Source organism: Pimelobacter simplex (assembly GCF_024662235.1).
Lineage (GTDB): Bacteria > Actinomycetota > Actinomycetes > Propionibacteriales > Nocardioidaceae > Nocardioides.
In genome coordinates, this window is the sequence record NZ_CP096276.1 from 5,506,836 (window position 1) to 5,523,776 (window position 16,941).

Sequence of the window (16,941 nt, forward strand, 5' to 3'; positions counted from 1 at the left end):
GGCGTCCCGGGGCCGGCGACGGGAGGGCCGCCGTCCTGCCGCCGACCGTCTAGAGGCGAGCGATCCAGGGGTGTCCGGGGACCACCGAGGTCAGGGCGTCGCGCAGCCACTCCCTGCGGTCGTCCGTCAGGAGCGGAAGGGTCGCGGCGAAGTCAGGCTCGTCCTTCGGCCGCCGCAGTCGCGCCTTGTAGGCGAGCACGATCTCCGGCGAGAGATAGCGGATGCCGTCCTCGGCCCGCCAGGTCACCTCGTCGACGGCAGCCGTGTGCCCGGCAAGGACCTTGTTCGTCCAGAGGCCGTCGGCGTCGGGGGTCAGCGGGATGTCGACGACCCACGGATCCTTCGCACTCGCCCGCAGCCACAGCTGACTCCGCGGCTCATCGACGTCCGGCCAGCGCTCTCCGAGCGGGTGGAGGACGCCGCCCACGTTGTTCCACACGTGCCAGCGCCCTCTCATGAACTCCACGAACGCCGGCACGTCGCACGCGAGGATCGACATGTCGGTGTCTTCGTGCTCGCGGCGGAAGCCGGTCGCCGCCTCGATCGCCCACCCGCCGACGATCCACCAGGGGCGGTCGAATCCGCGCATCTGCTCGGCCAGCTCGGCGGGCGGCAGGGGAGCCCACGCTCCGTAGAGCGCCAGGAACGCGTCTTCTTCCGCCTGTTCCTCGGGCGTGCGGCCGAGCGGGACGCGATCGCTCATGACGCGGAGCATCCCACGAGGGCGTCCCGGGGCGCGGCTCAGGCACGCGGAGACCCGGCGCTAGCCTCGATCGGTGATCGCCCGCCTCTCCGCCGTCCCCCACGAGCGCTTCCACCTCGGTGCCCTGCTCGTGCTGACCTTCTCGACCGGGATCATCGACGCCGTCGGCTACCTCGGCCTCGACCGCGTCTTCACCGGCAACATGACGGGCAATGTCGTCATCCTCGGCATGGGTCTGGCGGGCGCCGACGACCTGCCGGTGGTCGGCCCGCTGCTCGCCCTGGTGGGCTTCATGGTCGGGGCGGCGCTGGCCGGCCGGGTGCTGCGCGCGGCCGCCGCCGGCTGGAGCGGGCGGACGACGGCGCTGTTCGCGGCGGTGGGCGTCGTCGTCCTCGGGCTCGCGGTGGTGCTGATGGTGGTCGGGGACGAGCCGGGGCGTGAGGTCCAGGTGGTGCTCACCACCGTCCTCGGTACGGCGATGGGGGTGCAGGCCGCGACCGCGCGCTTCCTCGCGGTCAAGGACGTCACGACGGTCGTCGTCACCTCGACGATCACCGGGCTGGCCTCGGACTCCGTGTTCGGCAGCGGCGACGGCAAGGGCTCGGGGCGGCGGGTGCTGGCGGTCGCGCTGATCCTGGTCGGGGCGCTCGTCGGCGCCGCGCTGCTCAAGGCCGGACTCGGGGTCGCGCTGGTGGTCGCCGGCCTGGTGATCCTCGTCCCGACCCTCGCCGGAGCCCTGCGCGCTCGCAGGATCGCGGTGACCAGCCCCGTGGGAGGGTGAGCCCATGGACCTCTTCGAGACCGACCACGCCGAGCGCATCAGCCGCGAGGCCGCTGCCGACCGCCTCCGGGCCATCGCCGACGCGCTCTCGCGCCACAACTCCCTCGAGATCGACAAGAACGGCCGCCGGATCACGGTCAGCGTGCCGGACGAGGTCGAGCTCAAGGTCGAGATCGAGGTGGGTGACGAGAACGAGCTGGAGATCGAGATCAGCTGGTGATCGGCTGAGCCAGGCCTCGGGGCGCCGGAAATTCGGCGGCCCGAACCTGGCGACAAAGTTACAAGAAGGTTGTAGGTTATCGCCGAACGGCTGAACGGTACGGCCGAGCGAGAGGTGGAGCGATGGCGGCGACCGAAGACATCGACGCAGGGACGACGCGGCCGGCTGCGGGACGCAGGATGGAGCCGGAGACCCGGTCCATCGACTACGTGCCGCAGTCCGAGCGGCACGGGAAGGCCTGGCAGCAGGCGCCCTTCTGGTTCACCGGCCAGTTCGTGCCGACCACCATGGTCGTCGGCTTCGTCGGTCCGGTGCTGGGGCTCTCGCTCGCCTGGTCGCTCGTCGCGACGATCGCGGGCGTGCTCTTCGGCACCTGCTTCATGGCGTTCCACGCCAACCAGGGCCCCACGATGGGCCTGCCCCAGATGATCCAGTCCCGCGCGCAGTTCGGCCTGCGCGGCGCGAGCGTGCCGATGATCGCGGTGATCGGCGTCTACCTCGGGTTCAGCTCGTTCGGCGTGCTGCTCGGGTCGCAGGTCCTGGCGTCGTACCTCGGCTGGACGACGCTCGGCTGGAGCGTGGTCATCGTCGGGCTGGCGACCGGTCTCGCGATCTTCGGCTACGACCTGCTCCACGTCGTGCTCCGCTGGCTGCCCTACCTCGTGGTGCCGGTCTTCGGCGTCCTCACGGTGCTCGCGCTCGCGAACCTGACGCCCGCCGCTCCGGCGGTGGGCGACGGCTTCTCGTGGGCGGGGCTGCTCGCGCAGTTCGTGGCGGCGACCGGCTACCAGCTCGGGTACGCCGTCTACGTCTCCGACTACTCGCGCTACCTGCCGGCCGACACCTCGCAGCGCGCGGTCATCGGCTGGACCTACCTCGGCGCCTGCCTGTCCGCGCTGTGGCTGATGTCGCTGGGCAACTTCATCGCGGCGTCGGTGCCGGTGCCCGACGCCCTGACCAACCTCCAGTACGTCGGCGACCAGTGGTTCGACGGCTTCGGCGAGCTCGCGGTGGTGCTGGTGCTCATCCCCGGCGCGATCGCGCTCATGGGCGTCAACCTGTACGGCGCCATGCTGTCCTCGCTGAGCATCGTCCAGTCGTTCCGCCCCAGCCTGCAGGCCTCGGCCCGCAACCGCGCGCTCGGCATCGTGGGCGGCGCCGTCGCGGTGTTCGCGGTCGCGCAGTGGCTGCCGGCGTCGTACCTCGGGAGCTTCAACGACTTCGTCACGATCATGCTCTACGTGCTCGTGCCGTGGACCGCGGTCAACCTGGTCGACTACTACTTCGTGCGCCGCGGGCACTACGCGGTGACCGAGATCTTCCGTCCCGACGGGATCTACGGCCTGTGGGGCTGGCGCGGGCTCCTCGCCTACGTCCTCGGTCTGCTCGCGCTGGCGCCCTTCGTGCGGGTCGGGACGATCGAGGGACCGCTGCTGGACGACGTGGGCGGGGTCGACCTCGCCTTCGTGATCGGCCTCGTCGTGCCGGGCCTCGTCTACGGGCTGCTCACCCGCGGCCACGACGTGGCCCGCGAGGAGGCGGCCGTGGCGCGCAGCCGGCACCAGCTCGACGGCGACCTCGGCGTGAGCCGGGGGCGTTGAGCGGTGTGGTGGGACGCGGCCGAGTGCCTGTGGGAGGACCCCGAGCTCTTCTTCCCCGACGGCAGCCTGGGGCGCACCGCGCGCAACCTGGCGGCGATCGCGCGGACGGTGTGCGCCGCTGCCCGGTGCGCGAGGAGTGCCTGGGGATGGCGCTCGAGCTGGGTGCCGAGTTCGGGGTGTGGGGTGGCACCACGCCCGAGGAGCGCCGCCGGATGGCCCGCGCGACGGCGGGACGCCGTACGCGCGAGCTGTTCGAGGCGCCGCTCAGCCGACCGGCGTGACGCCGGAGGCGGCCCGCACGATGCGCTGGGTCATCGGGTCGGACCACGCGTGCGGCGGGAGCAGCTCGATCCACAGGCACCGGGCCGGGACGTCGCCGGGGTTGCGCCACGACAGGAAGATGTTGGGCGGCACCGTGATCGAGTCGCCGGGCCCGACGGTCGCGGTGTCGGCCGCCTGCTCGTGGTCGTGGGAGGTCCCGCCGAGCCGGAACTCGACCTCGCCCTCGAGCACGTGCGCGAAGGTCTCGCCCGGCCGGGAGTAGGGGCCGCCGCTCGACCCGCTGGGCGCGATCGTGAGCATCGCCGGCTCGAGCTGGTGCCCGGGCATCGAGAGCTCCTCCCAGTGGGCGCCGTTCTCGAGCTCGACGGGCGCCCGGTCCTCCTCGCGTACGACGGTCGCGTCGGTCGCGTGGAAGTCCGCCAGGCCGCTCATCGGGATGCCCAGAGCGTCGGTGAGCCGGGCGACGAGCTGGGTGGAGGGCCGGTCGAGGCCGCGCTCGATCGACGACAGGTGCGCGGTCGAGGTCTCCGCCTCGCGGGCCAGCGCGGCTAGGGAGAGCCCCCGGGCGAGCCGGGCGCGGCGCAGCCGGGCGCCGTCGGGCTGGGGTGCCGCGGCGGGCTGCTGCTCGACCGGGTCGGTGGTGCCGTCGTCGGGCAGCGAGATCCGGATCGCCGCGGGGTTCCAGCCGTGCCGGCGCCGGAGCTCGGCGATCTGGCGGGCCCGGGCGACGTGCTCGGGCGCGTAGCGCCGCTGGCCGCCGCCGGTGCGGTCGGGGACGAGGAGCTCCTGCTTCTCCCACACGCGCAGGGTCTGGGGGCTCACGCCGATCTCGGCGGCGACGTCACCGATCGTGCGCCAGCTCTCCGCGGGGTCGGTCATCGCGCCACCCTATCGGCCGGTTCCTGGTGATTCGTCATGGACCAAACTTACAAGAAAGATGTAGAGTCTCGAATCATGCGCACCCCCGCCGAGGTCCTCCCACGACGCGTCGAGCTGCGTGGCGGCGTGTCCGTCCTGCTCCGCGAGGCGGCCGGTCCGGCCGGTCGGCCGGCCCCCCGGGTGCTCCTCGTGCACCCGGCCAACATGCAGGCGACGAGCTGGGACCGGGTCGTCGCGCGCCTCCCCGCGGACTGGTCCTGCGCCGCCGTCGACCTGCCCGGCCACGGCCGCTCCGCTCCGCGCGCCGGCTACGACCTCGCGACCTGGACGGCGTCCTGCCGGCACGTGCTCGACGAGCTCGGCTGGCCCGCCGCCCACGGCGTCGGCGCCTCGGTCGGCGCCGCGGTGCTCGCCGCCCTCGCCGCGACGGACCCGGCCCGGGTCCGCACGCTCACCACCGTGGGCGGCGCCTGCCGGGCCGCGAGCGCCGCCGACACCGCGGAGTTCCTCGCCGAGCTCGACCGCCTCGGCGCGGGCGAGCTGCTCCGCGCGATCGTCGCCGGCGAGCCCGGGCTCACCCCCGAGCAGGCCGCCGACGCGGTCGCGCACACCGTGCCCGGCGCGGTCCGCGCCCAGGTCGCCGCGATCTGGCGGGCTGCGGCTGCGAGCGCCGCGCTCGACCACGCCGACCGGATCACCTGCCCGGTGCTCGCCGTCGTCGGCGAGCACGACCAGGGCTGCCCGGTCGCGGACTCGGCCGAGCTCGCCCGGCGTACCGGAGGACGGCTCGCGGTGCTCGCGGGCCAGGGCCACCTCCCCCTCTACGGCGCCGCCGGCGACGTCGCGGACCTGGTCCGCGCCCACGTCACCGGCCGCTGACCGACCGCTCCACCCCCATCAGAGAGGAACCACCCGCATGACCGCACCGACCTTCGCCCGCCGTACCGCACCGCAGGAGGACATCGACCAGATCCTGCACCTGCACCGGGAGTGGTGGGAGTCCAACCTGGACTGGGACATCCCGCGCATGAGCAAGGTCTTCCCGGAGCCCGGCGAGGAGTACCTCATGTTCAACTTCAACGGGCACCCCTACTTCAACATGCGCGAGAAGGTCGCCCTCTGGGAGTTCTACCGCGACCTCATCGACCAGTCCGGCGGCATGACCACCCGGGTCATGCGCCTGGAGATCAAGGGCGACATGGCCTGGCTCGCCTGCGAGTTCTCGATCGAGGCCGAGATGCGCGACGGCGGCGAGTGGACCGCCGACAACGTCGATGCGACGGTCGGGCGGGCCACCGAGATCTACCACCGCGACAACGGCTCCGGCGCGCCCGAGTGGCGGATGTGGCACACCCAGATCACCGCCCTGCCCGAGCTCGACGAGGAGCGTCCCGGCCTCGGCGGCTCGACGTCGTCGCGCGGCCTCGGCTGGGTGCCGTGGAACCCGCTCCCCGAGGGGGTCTGAGATGAGGACGACGAGCAGCCGCGGCCCCCGCATCGGCCTGGTCCTCGGCAGCGCGCAGCCCCCGGGCGAGACCGTCGCCCTGGCCCGCGCGGCCGAGCAGGGCGGCTTCGACGAGCTGTGGGTCGGCGAGGACTACTTCTTCACCGGCGGCATCGCCACCGCCGGCGCCGCGCTCGCGCACACCACCCTGCCGGTCGGCATCGGCATCCTGCCGACCACCTCGCGCCATCCCGCGCTCCTGGCGATGGAGCTCGCGACGATGGCCGAGATCTACCCGGGCCGGCTCACCGCCGGTGTCGGCGTCGGCGTCCCGGACTGGCTGGAGCAGATGGGCATCGGCCCGGCCAAGCCGCTGACCGCGCTCAAGAACACCCTCGGCGCACTGCGCCTCCTGCTCGAGGGCGGCGAGCTCACCACGGCCAACGACGACTTCGTCGCCTCCGGCGTACGCCTGGAGCACGCGCCGGCCACCCCGCCCGCGCTCTTCCTGGGCGTCGGCGGCCCCAAGGCGCTGCGCACCGCGGGCGGGATCGCCGACGGCGCGATCCTCTCGGTCCTCGCCGGTGAGGAGTACGTCCGCTGGGCGGCCGCCGCGGTCGCCGAGGGCGGGGCGGGGGAGGACTTCGACCTCGTCGCCTACACCTTCGTGAGCATGGCCGACGACGCGCTGGAGGCCCGGGAGCGGCTGCGCGAGCTGTTCGCCATCTACCTGCTGGCGGGGCCGCGCAACCCGATGACCGAGGCGCACGGGATCGCCGACGAGGCGGCCCACCTCGCCACCTTGCCGTTCGAGGAGGCGGTCGCCAAGATCCCCGACGCCTGGATCGACGACCTCGCCATCGTCGGCGACCCGGACACCTGCGCCCGCAAGATCCGGCGGCTGGGCGAGGCCGGGGCCACGGCGGTCAGCTTCTGCCTGGTCCCCGGCGACGACGCCGAGGCCGAGGTGGCGCGGCTCGCGACCGAGCTGCTCCCGCGGGTCCGGGGCGAGCGATGACCGGGGTCATCCCGGGGGCCAGCCTGGCGCTCGTCGGCCTCCGGGTCCGGGAGGCGGCCGCGCCGCGCCCGGCCCGGCGGGCCGGGAGGCTGGGCCCGGCCCGGCGAGCCGGGAGGGTGGGCGCCCGATGACGTTCTCGGTGATCGGGTTCGACCCCCGCGACGGCTCGCTCGGCTTCGCCTCGCAGTCGCACTTCTTCGGCGTCGGCTCGGTCGTGGGCCGGGCCGAGGCCGGGGTCGGCGCCGTGGTCAGCCAGGCGTTCGCGAACACCGACTGGCCGCACCTGGGCCTCGGCCTGCTCCGCGAGGGCGGCTCGCCGGACGAGGTGGTGCGCCTCCTCGTCGCCGGCGACGAGCTCGCCGAGCACCGGCAGCTGCTGGTCATGGACGCCACCGGACGCAGTGCCGCCCACCACGGGCGCGCCTGCGCCCCGGTCGTGAGCACTGCCGCGGACGCGACGTCCGTCGCGGGCGGCAACATGCTCGCCTCGGCCGACGTCGCGCCGGCGCTGCTGCTCGGAGCACCCGGCGGCCCGTCCCTGGCGCGACAGCTCGTCGCCGCCCTGCGTGCGGGCGAGGACGCCGGTGGTGACGTCCGCGGCACGCAGTCCGCGGTGGTCACCGTCGTCAGCGGCCGCCGTACGGCGACGCCGTGGCGCGAGGTCCACGCCGACCTCCGGGTCGACGACCATCCCGACCCGGTGGCCGAGCTGGAGCGGATGCTGCCGCTCCACGAGGGCTTCGGAGCCGTCGGTGCCGCGCTCTTCGCGGCCCCGCTGGTGATCGGTGCCCGCGCCGCCGTCGACCCGGCTCAGGCCGACGCGATGCTCCACAGGCTCGCCGCGGCCGAGGACCTCCTGGGCGACAACCGCGAGGCCGCCCTGTGGCGTGCGGTGGTCGCCCTCCGCGCCGGGCGGACCTCGCTCGGCCGCGAGGTCCTGACCGCCCTGCTCCGCGAGCGCCCCGCACTGGGTGGGTTCGTCGACGGTCTGGTCGAGGTCGGCATCCTGGATGCGGCGGACATCCGGTGAGCGCCGACGCAGCCGCCGCCGCTGTCTCCCCGGAGCGCGTGGTCGCGCTGACCGAGGCCCTCGTCCGGTGCGACACCCAGAACCCGCCGGGCCGCGAGACCTCCGTCGTCCCGGCCCTGGTCGGCGTCCTCGAGGGCCTCGGCTGCGCGGTCGAGGTCGTCGAGCCCGTCCCCGGGCGCCCGTCGGTCCTCGCGACCTACCGGCCCGGGTCCGGCTCGGCGGGGACCCTCCTGGTCAACGGGCACATCGACGTCGTCCCGGTGGTCGCGGCGGACTGGACCCACCCGCCGTTCGAGCCGACCCTGGTCGGCACCCGCCTCCACGGCCGGGGCACGGCCGACATGAAGGGCGGGATCGCCGCCGCCATCGAGGGTCTCGCCGCCTGCCGGGACGCGGGCGTCGAGCCACCGGCCACGATCGTGCTGCACCTCGTCGCCGACGAGGAGACCGGGGGAGCCCATGGCACCGAGGCGCTCGTCGCCGCCGGCCGGGTCCGGGCCGACGCCTGCCTCGTCCCGGAGCCGACCGAGCTCGCGATCTCCGTCGCCGAGCGCGGCACGGTCCAGGTGCGGGTCCGGGTCGAGGGCGAGGCCGGGCACGGCTCCGAGCCGGGCGCCGCCCGGTCGGCGATCGCCGACGCGGCGCGGATGATCACCGCCCTGCACGACGGCGCCGTCTCCGCCGCCGCCCACCCCTACGTCGGTACGCCGACGTGCAATGTCGCGCTGGTCGAGGGCGGGGTGGCGCGCAATGTCATCGCGCCGTGGTGCACGTTCGTGCTCGACCGTCGTACGGCGCCGGGGGAGAGCGTCGCCGACGTCCTCGCCGGGCTGCGCCGGGTGATCGACGCGGCCTGCCCCGGCGCGGTCTACGACCTCGAGACGCTCGTCGTGGTGGAGCCCTCCGAGGTGCCCGCCGACCACCCGTTCCCCCGCTTCGTCGCGGGGCTGACGGGTGCCGACGACTTCGTGGGGCTCTCGCTCGCCACCGACGGGCGCTTCCTCCGCAACCAGCTCGCCATCCCGACCGTCATCTACGGTCCGGGCTCGATCCGTCAGGCCCACACGGCCGACGAGTGGGTCGAGGTCGGCGAGCTGGTCGCGGCGGCGCGTACCTTCGCGCGGGCCTACGCGAGCTTCACGGCCGGGGGCGTCACGCCCAGCTCGGCCAGCTCGGCCACGTAGCGCTCCACGTTGCGCAGCTTGACGCCCTCGTAGCCGCGGACCAGGTCCGGGAGCTCCGCCAGACGCACCGCCCGGTCGTACCCGGCGGGCGTGAGCTCCCGGGCCAGGTCGGCGACCAGCGTGCGGTAGTGGTCGCGCAGGTCGCGCTCCACCCGCCGTACGTGGGCGTAGCCGAACGGGTCGGCCGCCGTGCCGCGCAGGAACTTCATCCGGGCCAGGGCCCGCAGCGTGACGTGCGAGCGCGGGCCGAAGCCGACCTTCTTCTTGCGGCCCAGGGCGCGCAGCGCCGGCGGGTGCAGCTGGAAGGACACCGTGCCGCCGGGGTACGCCGCACCGGTCGACGCGACGAACGCCGGGTCGGTGAGCAGCCGGGCGACCTCGTACTCGTCCTTGTAGGCGGTCAGCTTGAACAGGTGACGCGCGACGGCCTCGCTGAAGCGGGTCTCCGTCGTCACCGCCTGCTCGGCCCGGGCGATCGCGGCGACCACGTCGACGTAGGCGTCGGCGAGCCGCTCGTCCTGGTAGCCGACGAGGTCCGCGGCGCGGCGCTCGACCAGCCGCAGGACCTCGCCCTGCAGGCCCGAGGCGGCGACCGACGCGGGCACGACCGGCGTGCTCGCCGGGACCGGCGCGGCCGCGGCGGCGCCGGCGGCGTTGGCGGCGTGGAAGGCGGCCGGGTCGGTGACCGCGACGCGTCCCCAGCGGAAGGCGGCGACGTTGGCGGCGACGGCGGTGCCGTTGATCTCGATGGCCTCCTCGATCGCCGCGGCCGGCAGCAGCAGCGCACCGGTCTGGTAGGCGGCGCCGACCAGCAGGAAGTTGGCCGCGACCGTGTTGCCGAAGATCCGGTCCGCCGCCTCGAGGGCGTCGAAGTCGAAGAGCTCCTTGCTCGCCGTGCGGACCCGGGTGAGGAGGTCGCCGTCGTCGGGGTGCTGCACCGACGGGTCGTAGACCATGGCGCCCGTGGGGGTGCGGCTGGTCGAGACCACCGTGCGGGTCAGCGCCGTCGCGCCGTAGGCGAGGTTGCGGTCCTCGGCGAGGGTCAGCAGGTCGAAGCCGAGGAAGCAGTCGGCCGAGCCCGGGGTGAGCCGGTTGGCCGGCTCGAGCTCGCCGTCGGCGAACCGCAGGTGACCGGTGACCGGGCCCGCCTTCTGGCTCAGGCCGGTCTGGTCGAGCGACTCGACGCCGTAGCCGGCGCGCAGGGCGGCGGTGGCGAGCACCTGGTTGACGGTGACGATGCCGGTGCCGCCGATGCCGACCATGAAGACGTTCTGGGTCGTGGTGACCCGCTGCTCGGCGACGCTGGGGGCGGCGCTCGGCGGGGTCGGGTACGAGCGCTTGGCCTTGGCGGCCTTGGCGGTCTTGCCCGCCTGGGGTGCCTTGCGCCGGCGGCGGGGGGCGGTCTCGACCGTGACGAACGACGGGCAGTCGCCCTCGAGGCAGCTGTAGTCGGTGTTGCAGGAGGTCTGCTCGATGCGGGTCTTGCGGCCGTATTCGGTCTCGACGGGCTGCACCGAGAGGCAGTTGCTCTTGACGCCGCAGTCGCCGCAGCCCTCGCACACGGCCTCGTTGATGACGACGCGCTTGGTGCGGGTGGGCAGGGCGCCCCGCTTGCGCTGGCGGCGGGCGTCCGCGGCGCAGTGCTGGTCGTAGATCAGCACGGTGACGCCGGGGACCTCGCGCAGCATCTTCTGCGCCTCGTCGAGCCGGGTGCGGTCCCACAGCAGCGTGCCGGGGGCCAGGTCGCGGCGCTTGTGCCGGCTCGGCTCGTCGGCGCACACGACGATCTTGCGCACGCCCTCGGTGTGCAGCTTGCGGGTGAGCTGGGGGACGGTGAGCGCGCCCTCGGCGTCCTGGGCGCCGGTCATCGCGACGACGTCGTTGTAGAGCACCTTGTAGGTGATGTTGACGCCGGCCGCGATGCAGGCCTGGACGGCGAGCTGGGCGGAGTGGAAGAACGTGCCGTCGCCGACGTTCTGGAAGACGTGGCCGGCGTCGGTGAACCAGGCCTGGCCGATCCACTGCGCGCCCTCGCCGCCCATCTGGGTCAGGCCGGTGACCGCGCTGTCGTCGCGGTCGGAGACGGTGACCATGGCGTGGCAGCCGATGCCGCCGCCGCCCATCGAGCCGTCGGGGATCGCGGTGGAGCGGTTGTGCGGGCAGCCGCTGCAGAAGTACGCCGACCGGCTGGTCGACAGCAGCGGCAGCGGGATCCGCTTGGCCGGCGGCGGCTGGAGCGCCACGGTGCCCTGGAGCAGGTGGCGCATCGGCGCCAGCAGGCGACCCGAGGTGAGCTCGCCGTCGGCGGGCACCAGCGTGAGGCCGGTGCTGTCCTTCTTGCCGAGCACCTGGGGTGCACCGGCCGTGCCGTAGAGGATGTCGCGGATCTGGGTCTCGACGAAGGACGTCTTGTCCTCGATCACCACGAGGCGGTCGAGTCCCGCCGCGAACCGTCGTACGACGCCGGGCTCGACGGGGCTCATCAGGCCCAGCCGGAGCACCCGGATGCCGGCCGCGTGCAGCGCCTCGTCGGTGATGCCGAGGTCGGTCATCGCCTGGCGCATCGAGTCGTAGCAGCTGCCGGTGGCGACGAAGCCGGTCGTCGCGTGCGGCGGGTCGATCTCGACGCGGTCGATCCCGTTGGCCGCGGCGTAGGCGCGCGCCAGCTCGGTGCGGGGGCCGACGAGCTCGGCCTCGGTGGCCACGATCGCGGTCGGGCTGACCACGAGGGGCTGCTGGCGGTAGGTGTAGGGGGCGCCGTTCCACTCGATCGAGGGGATGACCGGCGCGAGGTCGCCCACGGACGGGTCGACGACCCAGGCACCGTCGGCGACGTCGGCGACGATCTTGAGCGCGACCACGCAGCCCGAGGTCCGCGACATCTCGATGCCGTGCAGGCCGAGGGTGACGATCTCCTCGGCGTTGCGCGGGAAGAGCACCGGGATGCCGAGCGCGGCCAGCGAGCGCTCGCTGACGGCCGGCACGGTCGACGACTTCGACGCCGGGTCGTCGCCGACCAGCAGCAGTGCGCCGCCGAGCGGGTGGACGCCGTACATGTTGGCGTGGCGGAGGGCGTCGGTGGCGCGGTCGAGGCCGGGGCCCTTGCCGTACCAGAAGCCGGTCACGCCGTCGTGGGTGCGCCGGCCGAGCGGGAGCTCGATCTGGCTGCCCCACATCGAGGTGGCCGCGAGCTCCTCGTTGAGGCCGGGCACGAAGCGGATGTCGTTCTCGTCGAGCACGTCGCGCATCTCGCCGAGCATCTTGTCGAGACCGCCGAGCGGGCTGCCCTGGTAGCCGGAGATGAACGACGCCGTGCGCAGGCCGCGGCGCCGGTCGAGGGCGCGGTGCTCGACCAGGAGCCGGGCGATCGCCTGGACGCCGGTGAGCAGCATCGGCGGGCCGCCGGGGCGGTACCGGTCCGCGAGGTCGTACGACGCCGCGGGCTCGGGGCTCGTCGTGGGCCGGTCGATGAGCTCGGTCATCCCCGCGCCTCCCGCGCCGGGGCCGCTGCCAGTCGCTCCGCGACCACCTCGGCCGCGACGTCGAGCGGGGTCCGGCCGCCGGCCGCCGAGCGGTCCAGGATGGTGCGGACCGTGTCGGCGATCGTGCCGACCTCGGCACGGACCTCCTCGGGCGAGCGCTTCCAGATCTCGCCGCCGACCTGGATCAGGCCGCCGGCGTTGGCGACGTAGTCGGGGACCCAGGTGATCTCGCGGCCCTGGAGCAGGCCGGCGACCGAGGAGTCGAGCAGCTGGTTGTTGGCCGCGCCGCACACGACGGCGGCCTGCAGCGCCGCGACCGAGGCGGGCGTCAGGGTCGCGCCGAGCGCGCAGGGGGCGTAGACGTCGAGCGCCGCGTCGCGCACCGACGCCAGCACGGCGACCTCGGGGTGGCGCCCGACCAGGCGGGCGACCGAGTCGGCCGACGGGTCGGCCACGGAGACCCGGGCGCCCGCGTCGAGGAGCAGCGAGACCAGGTGGGTGCCGACCTTGCCGATGCCCTCGACGCCGACGGTGCGCCCGCGCAGGCCCTCGGGGCCCCAGCGGTGCTCGGCGGCGGCGCGCATGGCGGAGAAGACGCCGTAGGCGGTGGAGAAGCCGCTGTCGCCGGAGCCGCTGTTGGTGCCCACGACGTACGAGGTGGTGGTGGCGACGACGTCGAGGTCCTCGGCCGTCGTACCGACGTCGGCGGCGGTGAAGTAGCGCCCGGACAGCGTGTCGACGAAGCGGCCGTAGGCCCGCAGCAGGTCGGGCGTCTTGGTCGTCGCGGGGTCGCCGATGATGACGGCCTTGCCGCCGCCGAGCGCGATGCCCGCGGCCGCGGCCTTGTGGGTCATGCCCTGCGAGAGGCGCAGGACGTCGGTCAGCGCGGCGCTCTCGGAGGCGTAGGGGTAGAACCGGGTGCCGCCCAGCGCCGGGCCGAGCCGGGTGTCGTGGAGCGCGATGATCGCCCGCAGACCGCTCGCCTCGTCGCGGCAGAAGACCACCTGCTCGTGGCCGGCGGTGCTCAGCTCGTCGGTGCGCTCGAAGACGAGCTCGGCGGACGGGGACGGGGCGGTGATGGTCATCAGGCTCTCCAGGGGGCAGGGGGAGTGCGGGCGGGTCGCAGGGACGAGCCTGGCGCCCAGGTGCGCCGGGTCACAACCTCGATCCCGCACTTTGGCGACGATCCGCAACCTCTGCTCCCGCGCCTGCGCCCGAGGCGCAACAAAGGCACTGTCGGGCGTACGCTTCGTTGCGTGAGCGAGCAAGCCATCCTCGACCAGACCGACCGTGCGATCCTCGACCTCCTGCGCGAGAACGCCCGGCGCCCCCTCCGCGAGATCGCCACCGCCGTCGGCCTGACCGTCGCCCCGGTCCAGCGCCGCATCGCCCGCCTCGAGAAGGTCGGCGTCATCGAGCGCTACACCGTCCAGGTCAACCACGGCCGGATCGCCACCGGCATCGAGGCCGTCACCGAGCTCCAGTTCGCCGACGACCTCGACCTCGCCCAGATCATGGAGTACGTCGCCCAGATCCCCGAGGTCGAGGAGGTCCTCACCCTCGCCGGCGACCCCGACGCCCTCGTCCGGGTCCGCGTCGACGGCGTCGAGGACCTGCGCCGCGTGGTCAGCCAGCTCCGCTCCAGCGGCCCCATCGCCAGCACCAAGACCCTCGTCATCCTCGAGGGCTGGACCCGCTTCGGCTGACCCCACCCCCCGCCGAAGTCGCACGGTTCGACCCCCGAAGTCGCAGGGTTGCGGCACCGAGGGCGCAGGGTTGCCCGGTCCACTCCCTCGGCCACCGCGCGGGGGAGCGGCGCGCCTCCTCTAGGGTGGCGCCATGACGGGGTCCGAGCTGCCGGAGCCGGTCGAGCGCCGGTTGCAGCGGCTCTGGACCGAGGCCGCCGAGCGGGGCGCGGCGATGCCGAGCGAGATCGCGCTGGCCTCGTCGCTCGAGGTCAGCCGGCCGGCGGTGCGCGAGGCGCTGGTGCGGCTCGAGGAGCGCGGGTTCATCCATCGGCGCAAGGGCGCCGACACGACGGTCAACAGCTCGCTGCTCGGCATCCCGGCGCGCTTCGAGCAGCGGCTCGACAGCTCCGAGCTGATCGCCGCGATGGGCCGTACGCCGTCCCTCGACGTGGTCGACGTGCGCGTCGAGGAGGTCACGCTCGACGAGGCCCACGAGCACGACGTGTCGCCCCGCCAGACCGTCCTCCGTACGACGAAGGTGTGGTCGGCCGACGGCGAGCCGGTGCTCGTCGCGCGCGACGTGGTGCCGGTGCTGACCCGGACCGATCCCGAGAGCCTCGACCCCGCGACGCCGATGGTCGACCTGGCGATCGCGCTGACCGGTGAGCGGGTCGGGTGGGAGCTGGTGTTCCCCGGTGCCGACGGGCTCTCGGACGACGAGGCCGCGCTGACCGGGCGGGCGGCCGGCGAGCCCGCGATGACGTTGGACGCCACGGGGATCAGCCGGACCGGCCGGGTCTGCTACTGGACCCGCGAGGTGCACCTGCGCGGGGCGTTCCGCTACGCGATGGTGCGCCGCGCGGACTGGTAGTCCGCGCGGCGCACGTTGCGCTCAGCGCAGGATCCGGGTCCGGGTCTCGGACTCCGCGATCACGCGGCCGCGCCGCACGACCCACCGCGGGCGGGCGTGCTCGGTGAGGACGTCGCGCACCGACTCGTACGGGTGCACGCAGAGGTCGGCGGTGTGGCCGACCGCGATCCCGTGGTCCGGTACGCCGAGCACGTCAGCCGCCCGGGTGGTGATGAGCTCGAGCAGCAGCCGCTGGTCCTCGTGGGTGAGGAAGCGCAGGGTGTGCGCCGCCAGGAAGGCGACCTCCAGCATGTTGTTGCGGCCGAACGGGTAGTACGCGTCCTCGACGTCGTCCTGCCCGAGCGCGACGGCGATGCCGTCCTCGGCGAAGTCGCGCACCGGCAGGTGCAGCGGCCCGGTGTGCGGGTCGGAGACGAAGCCGAGGCCGGCCGCCTGGGCGAGGTCCATCAGCCGCTGCAGCGTGGGCTGGGGGTACTCCGCCAGGGCCCGAGCGTGGCACGCGACGCCGCGGCCCTGGAGGCCGTGGTCGAGCATCGCCTGGGCGAGCATCTGGGTGGTGCGCAGGCTCGGGTCGCCGGCGTCGTCGACGAGCATCGCGACGCGCTTGCCCTGCTCGCTCGCGAGCCGGCACGCCCACGTGACGTGGGCCTGGGCGTCGGCGTCGGTCATCTCGATCCAGGGGATGCCGCCGACGACGTCGGCGCCCATCCGCAGCGCCTCCTCGCACAGCTCGGCCGCGCCGGGGTCGCGGATCAGCCCGTCCTGGGGGAAGGCGACGACCTGGAGGTCGAGCAGGTCGCGGTACTCCTCGCGGACCTCGAGCACCGCCTCCATGCCGACCAGGCGCGCGGTCGTGTCGACGTCGACGAACGTCTGCATGTGCAGCGTGCCGTTCTCGACAGCGGCGTCGAGCGCGCGACGGATGTTGGGGACCAGCCACGAGCGGTCGTACTGTCGCTTGACCTGGCTGGCCTCGCGCACGATGGAGCGCAGCGCGGCCCCCATGTTCCCCGACGTGTACGCCGCCAGGGCGCCGTCGCCCGCACGGTCGAGCGAGTGCACCTTCTCCAGGTGCAGGTGGCCGTTGACGAAGGTCGGGGTGACGAGCCGACCCTCGGCGTCGATCGTGGTCGTCGCGGTGGTGCCCGCCGGCGGCTCGGGCGCGACGAACACGTAGCGCCCGTCGCGCACACCGAGCGCGACGACGGAGCCGTCGGTCAGCCGGGCGCCGGTGACGAGGAGGTCGACCTGCTCGGGGGCGCTCATGCCGCCACCTCGAACGCGACGCTCTCCTGCAGGTTGAGCGCCCGGCGCAGGGTGTTGCCGACCGGGCAGGTCTCGATGCCCTGGCGCAGCGCGTCCTGCTGCTCGGCGGTGAGGTCGCCGCGCACGGTGACCTCGGCGATGATCCGGGAGATCCGCAGCTCGCGCTCGCCCGGGTCGAGCGGGCCGGAGGTCGGGCGGTTGACCCGCAGCGAGAGCCGGATCGTCGCGTCGTCGTACTCGAAGCCGCCCTGCCGGGCGACGCCGCGCAGGGTGCCGGCCATGCAGCCGCCGAGGGCGGACAGCACGAGGCCGAACGGGTTGGGCGCCGTGCCGTCGCCGTCGAACTCGCGCGGCTCGTCGATGACGACGGTGTGCTCGCCGCCGACGACGGCGAGCGAGGCGTAGTTGGTCAGGCTGTGGACGACGACATCGCGGTTGGCCGACGCCACGGTGGTTTCAGCGGTCACGGGGGACCTCCCTGAGGGCGGAGAA

The 16,941-nt window shown here is 74.0% G+C and carries 17 protein-coding genes; 11 read left to right on the forward strand and 6 right to left on the reverse strand.

Annotation, left to right across the window (positions count from 1 at the left end):
* Positions 1–49: 49 nt before the first annotated feature.
* Positions 50–703 carry a hypothetical protein gene (locus M0M48_RS27025; RefSeq protein ID WP_257753505.1) on the reverse strand — a complete coding sequence of 218 codons (654 nt, stop codon included), beginning with the start codon at positions 701–703 and terminating at the stop codon, positions 50–52.
* A gap of 73 nt (positions 704–776) precedes the next feature.
* Between M0M48_RS27025 and M0M48_RS27030 the strand changes: the two genes are divergently transcribed.
* The 4 genes from M0M48_RS27030 (at position 777) to M0M48_RS31130 (ending at position 3,586) form a co-directional block, all read left to right on the forward strand.
* Positions 777–1,484, forward strand: a complete 708-nt coding sequence (locus M0M48_RS27030; RefSeq protein ID WP_257753506.1) for a YoaK family protein — start codon at positions 777–779, stop codon at positions 1,482–1,484.
* 4 nt (positions 1,485–1,488) lie between these two features.
* Positions 1,489–1,704, forward strand: coding sequence for an amphi-Trp domain-containing protein (locus M0M48_RS27035; RefSeq protein ID WP_257753507.1), 216 nt, complete (start codon positions 1,489–1,491; stop codon positions 1,702–1,704).
* 122 nt (positions 1,705–1,826) lie between these two features.
* Positions 1,827–3,305, forward strand: a complete 1,479-nt coding sequence (locus M0M48_RS27040) for a purine-cytosine permease family protein (protein ID WP_257753508.1) — start codon at positions 1,827–1,829, stop codon at positions 3,303–3,305.
* 125 nt (positions 3,306–3,430) lie between these two features.
* A complete protein-coding gene (locus tag M0M48_RS31130) occupies positions 3,431–3,586 on the forward strand; it encodes a WhiB family transcriptional regulator (protein WP_445323413.1) in 156 nt (51 codons plus the stop codon).
* Here the strand turns inward: M0M48_RS31130 and M0M48_RS27050 are convergent.
* Entirely contained in the window at positions 3,570–4,466 is an 897-nt protein-coding gene (locus M0M48_RS27050) for a MerR family transcriptional regulator (RefSeq protein ID WP_257753509.1), read from the reverse strand. The genes M0M48_RS31130 and M0M48_RS27050 overlap by 17 nt on opposite strands.
* Positions 4,467–4,541: 75 nt before the next feature.
* Here M0M48_RS27050 and M0M48_RS27055 point away from each other — a divergent pair, with 75 nt between their 5' ends.
* From M0M48_RS27055 to M0M48_RS27075, 5 genes are all read left to right on the forward strand, one after another.
* Positions 4,542–5,345, forward strand: coding sequence for an alpha/beta fold hydrolase (locus M0M48_RS27055; RefSeq protein WP_257753510.1), 804 nt, complete (start codon positions 4,542–4,544; stop codon positions 5,343–5,345).
* Positions 5,346–5,382: 37 nt separating this feature from the next.
* Positions 5,383–5,931, forward strand: coding sequence for a YybH family protein (locus tag M0M48_RS27060; RefSeq protein WP_257753511.1), 549 nt, complete (start codon positions 5,383–5,385; stop codon positions 5,929–5,931).
* Position 5,932: 1 nt separating this feature from the next.
* Positions 5,933–6,928: an LLM class flavin-dependent oxidoreductase gene (locus M0M48_RS27065; RefSeq protein ID WP_257753512.1), complete on the forward strand. Its 996-nt coding sequence runs from the start codon at positions 5,933–5,935 to the stop codon at positions 6,926–6,928.
* Positions 6,929–7,055: 127 nt separating this feature from the next.
* Positions 7,056–7,958, forward strand: coding sequence for a DUF1028 domain-containing protein (locus M0M48_RS27070; protein WP_257753513.1), 903 nt, complete (start codon positions 7,056–7,058; stop codon positions 7,956–7,958).
* The gene (locus M0M48_RS27075) at positions 7,955–9,142 is read left to right on the forward strand and encodes a M20 family metallopeptidase (protein ID WP_257753514.1); all 1,188 of its coding nucleotides are present in this window, start codon (positions 7,955–7,957) and stop codon (positions 9,140–9,142) included. Before M0M48_RS27070 ends, M0M48_RS27075 begins: the two co-directional genes overlap by 4 nt.
* Here the strand turns inward: M0M48_RS27075 and M0M48_RS27080 are convergent.
* Positions 9,085–12,624 (reverse strand): indolepyruvate ferredoxin oxidoreductase family protein, encoded by a 3,540-nt coding sequence (locus tag M0M48_RS27080; protein ID WP_257753515.1) that lies wholly within the window; start codon positions 12,622–12,624, stop codon positions 9,085–9,087. The two genes, M0M48_RS27075 and M0M48_RS27080, sit on opposite strands and share 58 nt — an antisense overlap.
* Positions 12,621–13,709 (reverse strand): Leu/Phe/Val dehydrogenase, encoded by a 1,089-nt coding sequence (locus M0M48_RS27085; protein ID WP_257753516.1) that lies wholly within the window; start codon positions 13,707–13,709, stop codon positions 12,621–12,623. The genes M0M48_RS27080 and M0M48_RS27085 overlap by 4 nt, the downstream gene beginning before the upstream one ends.
* 171 nt (positions 13,710–13,880) lie before the next feature.
* Between M0M48_RS27085 and M0M48_RS27090 the strand changes: the two genes are divergently transcribed.
* Both M0M48_RS27090 and M0M48_RS27095 read left to right on the forward strand, forming a co-directional pair.
* Positions 13,881–14,330 carry an Lrp/AsnC family transcriptional regulator gene (locus M0M48_RS27090; RefSeq protein ID WP_257753517.1) on the forward strand — a complete coding sequence of 150 codons (450 nt, stop codon included), beginning with the start codon at positions 13,881–13,883 and terminating at the stop codon, positions 14,328–14,330.
* A 133-nt stretch (positions 14,331–14,463) separates the two neighbouring features.
* Positions 14,464–15,183 carry a GntR family transcriptional regulator gene (locus M0M48_RS27095; RefSeq protein WP_257753518.1) on the forward strand — a complete coding sequence of 240 codons (720 nt, stop codon included), beginning with the start codon at positions 14,464–14,466 and terminating at the stop codon, positions 15,181–15,183.
* A 21-nt stretch (positions 15,184–15,204) separates the two neighbouring features.
* Here the strand turns inward: M0M48_RS27095 and M0M48_RS27100 are convergent, their stop codons facing one another.
* Both M0M48_RS27100 and M0M48_RS27105 read right to left on the reverse strand, forming a co-directional pair.
* Positions 15,205–16,449: an amidohydrolase family protein gene (locus M0M48_RS27100; protein WP_215813773.1), complete on the reverse strand. Its 1,245-nt coding sequence runs from the start codon at positions 16,447–16,449 to the stop codon at positions 15,205–15,207.
* A complete protein-coding gene (locus M0M48_RS27105) occupies positions 16,446–16,916 on the reverse strand; it encodes an OsmC family protein (RefSeq protein WP_215813772.1) in 471 nt (156 codons plus the stop codon). Before M0M48_RS27105 ends, M0M48_RS27100 begins: the two co-directional genes overlap by 4 nt.
* Positions 16,917–16,941: the final 25 nt, after the last annotated feature.

Bases quoted from the DNA above. Each gene is read 5' to 3' on its own strand.
- M0M48_RS27100 (WP_215813773.1), bottom strand. From the start codon at position 16,449: ATGAGCGCCCCCGAGCAGGTCGACCTCCTCGTCACCGGCGCCCGGCTG.
- M0M48_RS27055 (WP_257753510.1), top strand. From the start codon at position 4,542: ATGCGCACCCCCGCCGAGGTCCTCCCACGACGCGTCGAGCTGCGTGGC.
- M0M48_RS27070 (WP_257753513.1), top strand. From the start codon at position 7,056: ATGACGTTCTCGGTGATCGGGTTCGACCCCCGCGACGGCTCGCTCGGC.
- M0M48_RS27060 (WP_257753511.1), top strand. From the start codon at position 5,383: ATGACCGCACCGACCTTCGCCCGCCGTACCGCACCGCAGGAGGACATC.
- M0M48_RS27085 (WP_257753516.1), bottom strand. From the start codon at position 13,709: ATGACCATCACCGCCCCGTCCCCGTCCGCCGAGCTCGTCTTCGAGCGC.
- M0M48_RS27050 (WP_257753509.1), bottom strand. From the start codon at position 4,466: ATGACCGACCCCGCGGAGAGCTGGCGCACGATCGGTGACGTCGCCGCC.
- M0M48_RS27065 (WP_257753512.1), top strand. From the start codon at position 5,933: ATGAGGACGACGAGCAGCCGCGGCCCCCGCATCGGCCTGGTCCTCGGC.
- M0M48_RS27095 (WP_257753518.1), top strand. From the start codon at position 14,464: ATGACGGGGTCCGAGCTGCCGGAGCCGGTCGAGCGCCGGTTGCAGCGG.
- M0M48_RS27040 (WP_257753508.1), top strand. From the start codon at position 1,827: ATGGCGGCGACCGAAGACATCGACGCAGGGACGACGCGGCCGGCTGCG.
- M0M48_RS27080 (WP_257753515.1), bottom strand. From the start codon at position 12,624: ATGACCGAGCTCATCGACCGGCCCACGACGAGCCCCGAGCCCGCGGCG.
- M0M48_RS27025 (WP_257753505.1), bottom strand. From the start codon at position 703: ATGAGCGATCGCGTCCCGCTCGGCCGCACGCCCGAGGAACAGGCGGAA.
- M0M48_RS27035 (WP_257753507.1), top strand. From the start codon at position 1,489: ATGGACCTCTTCGAGACCGACCACGCCGAGCGCATCAGCCGCGAGGCC.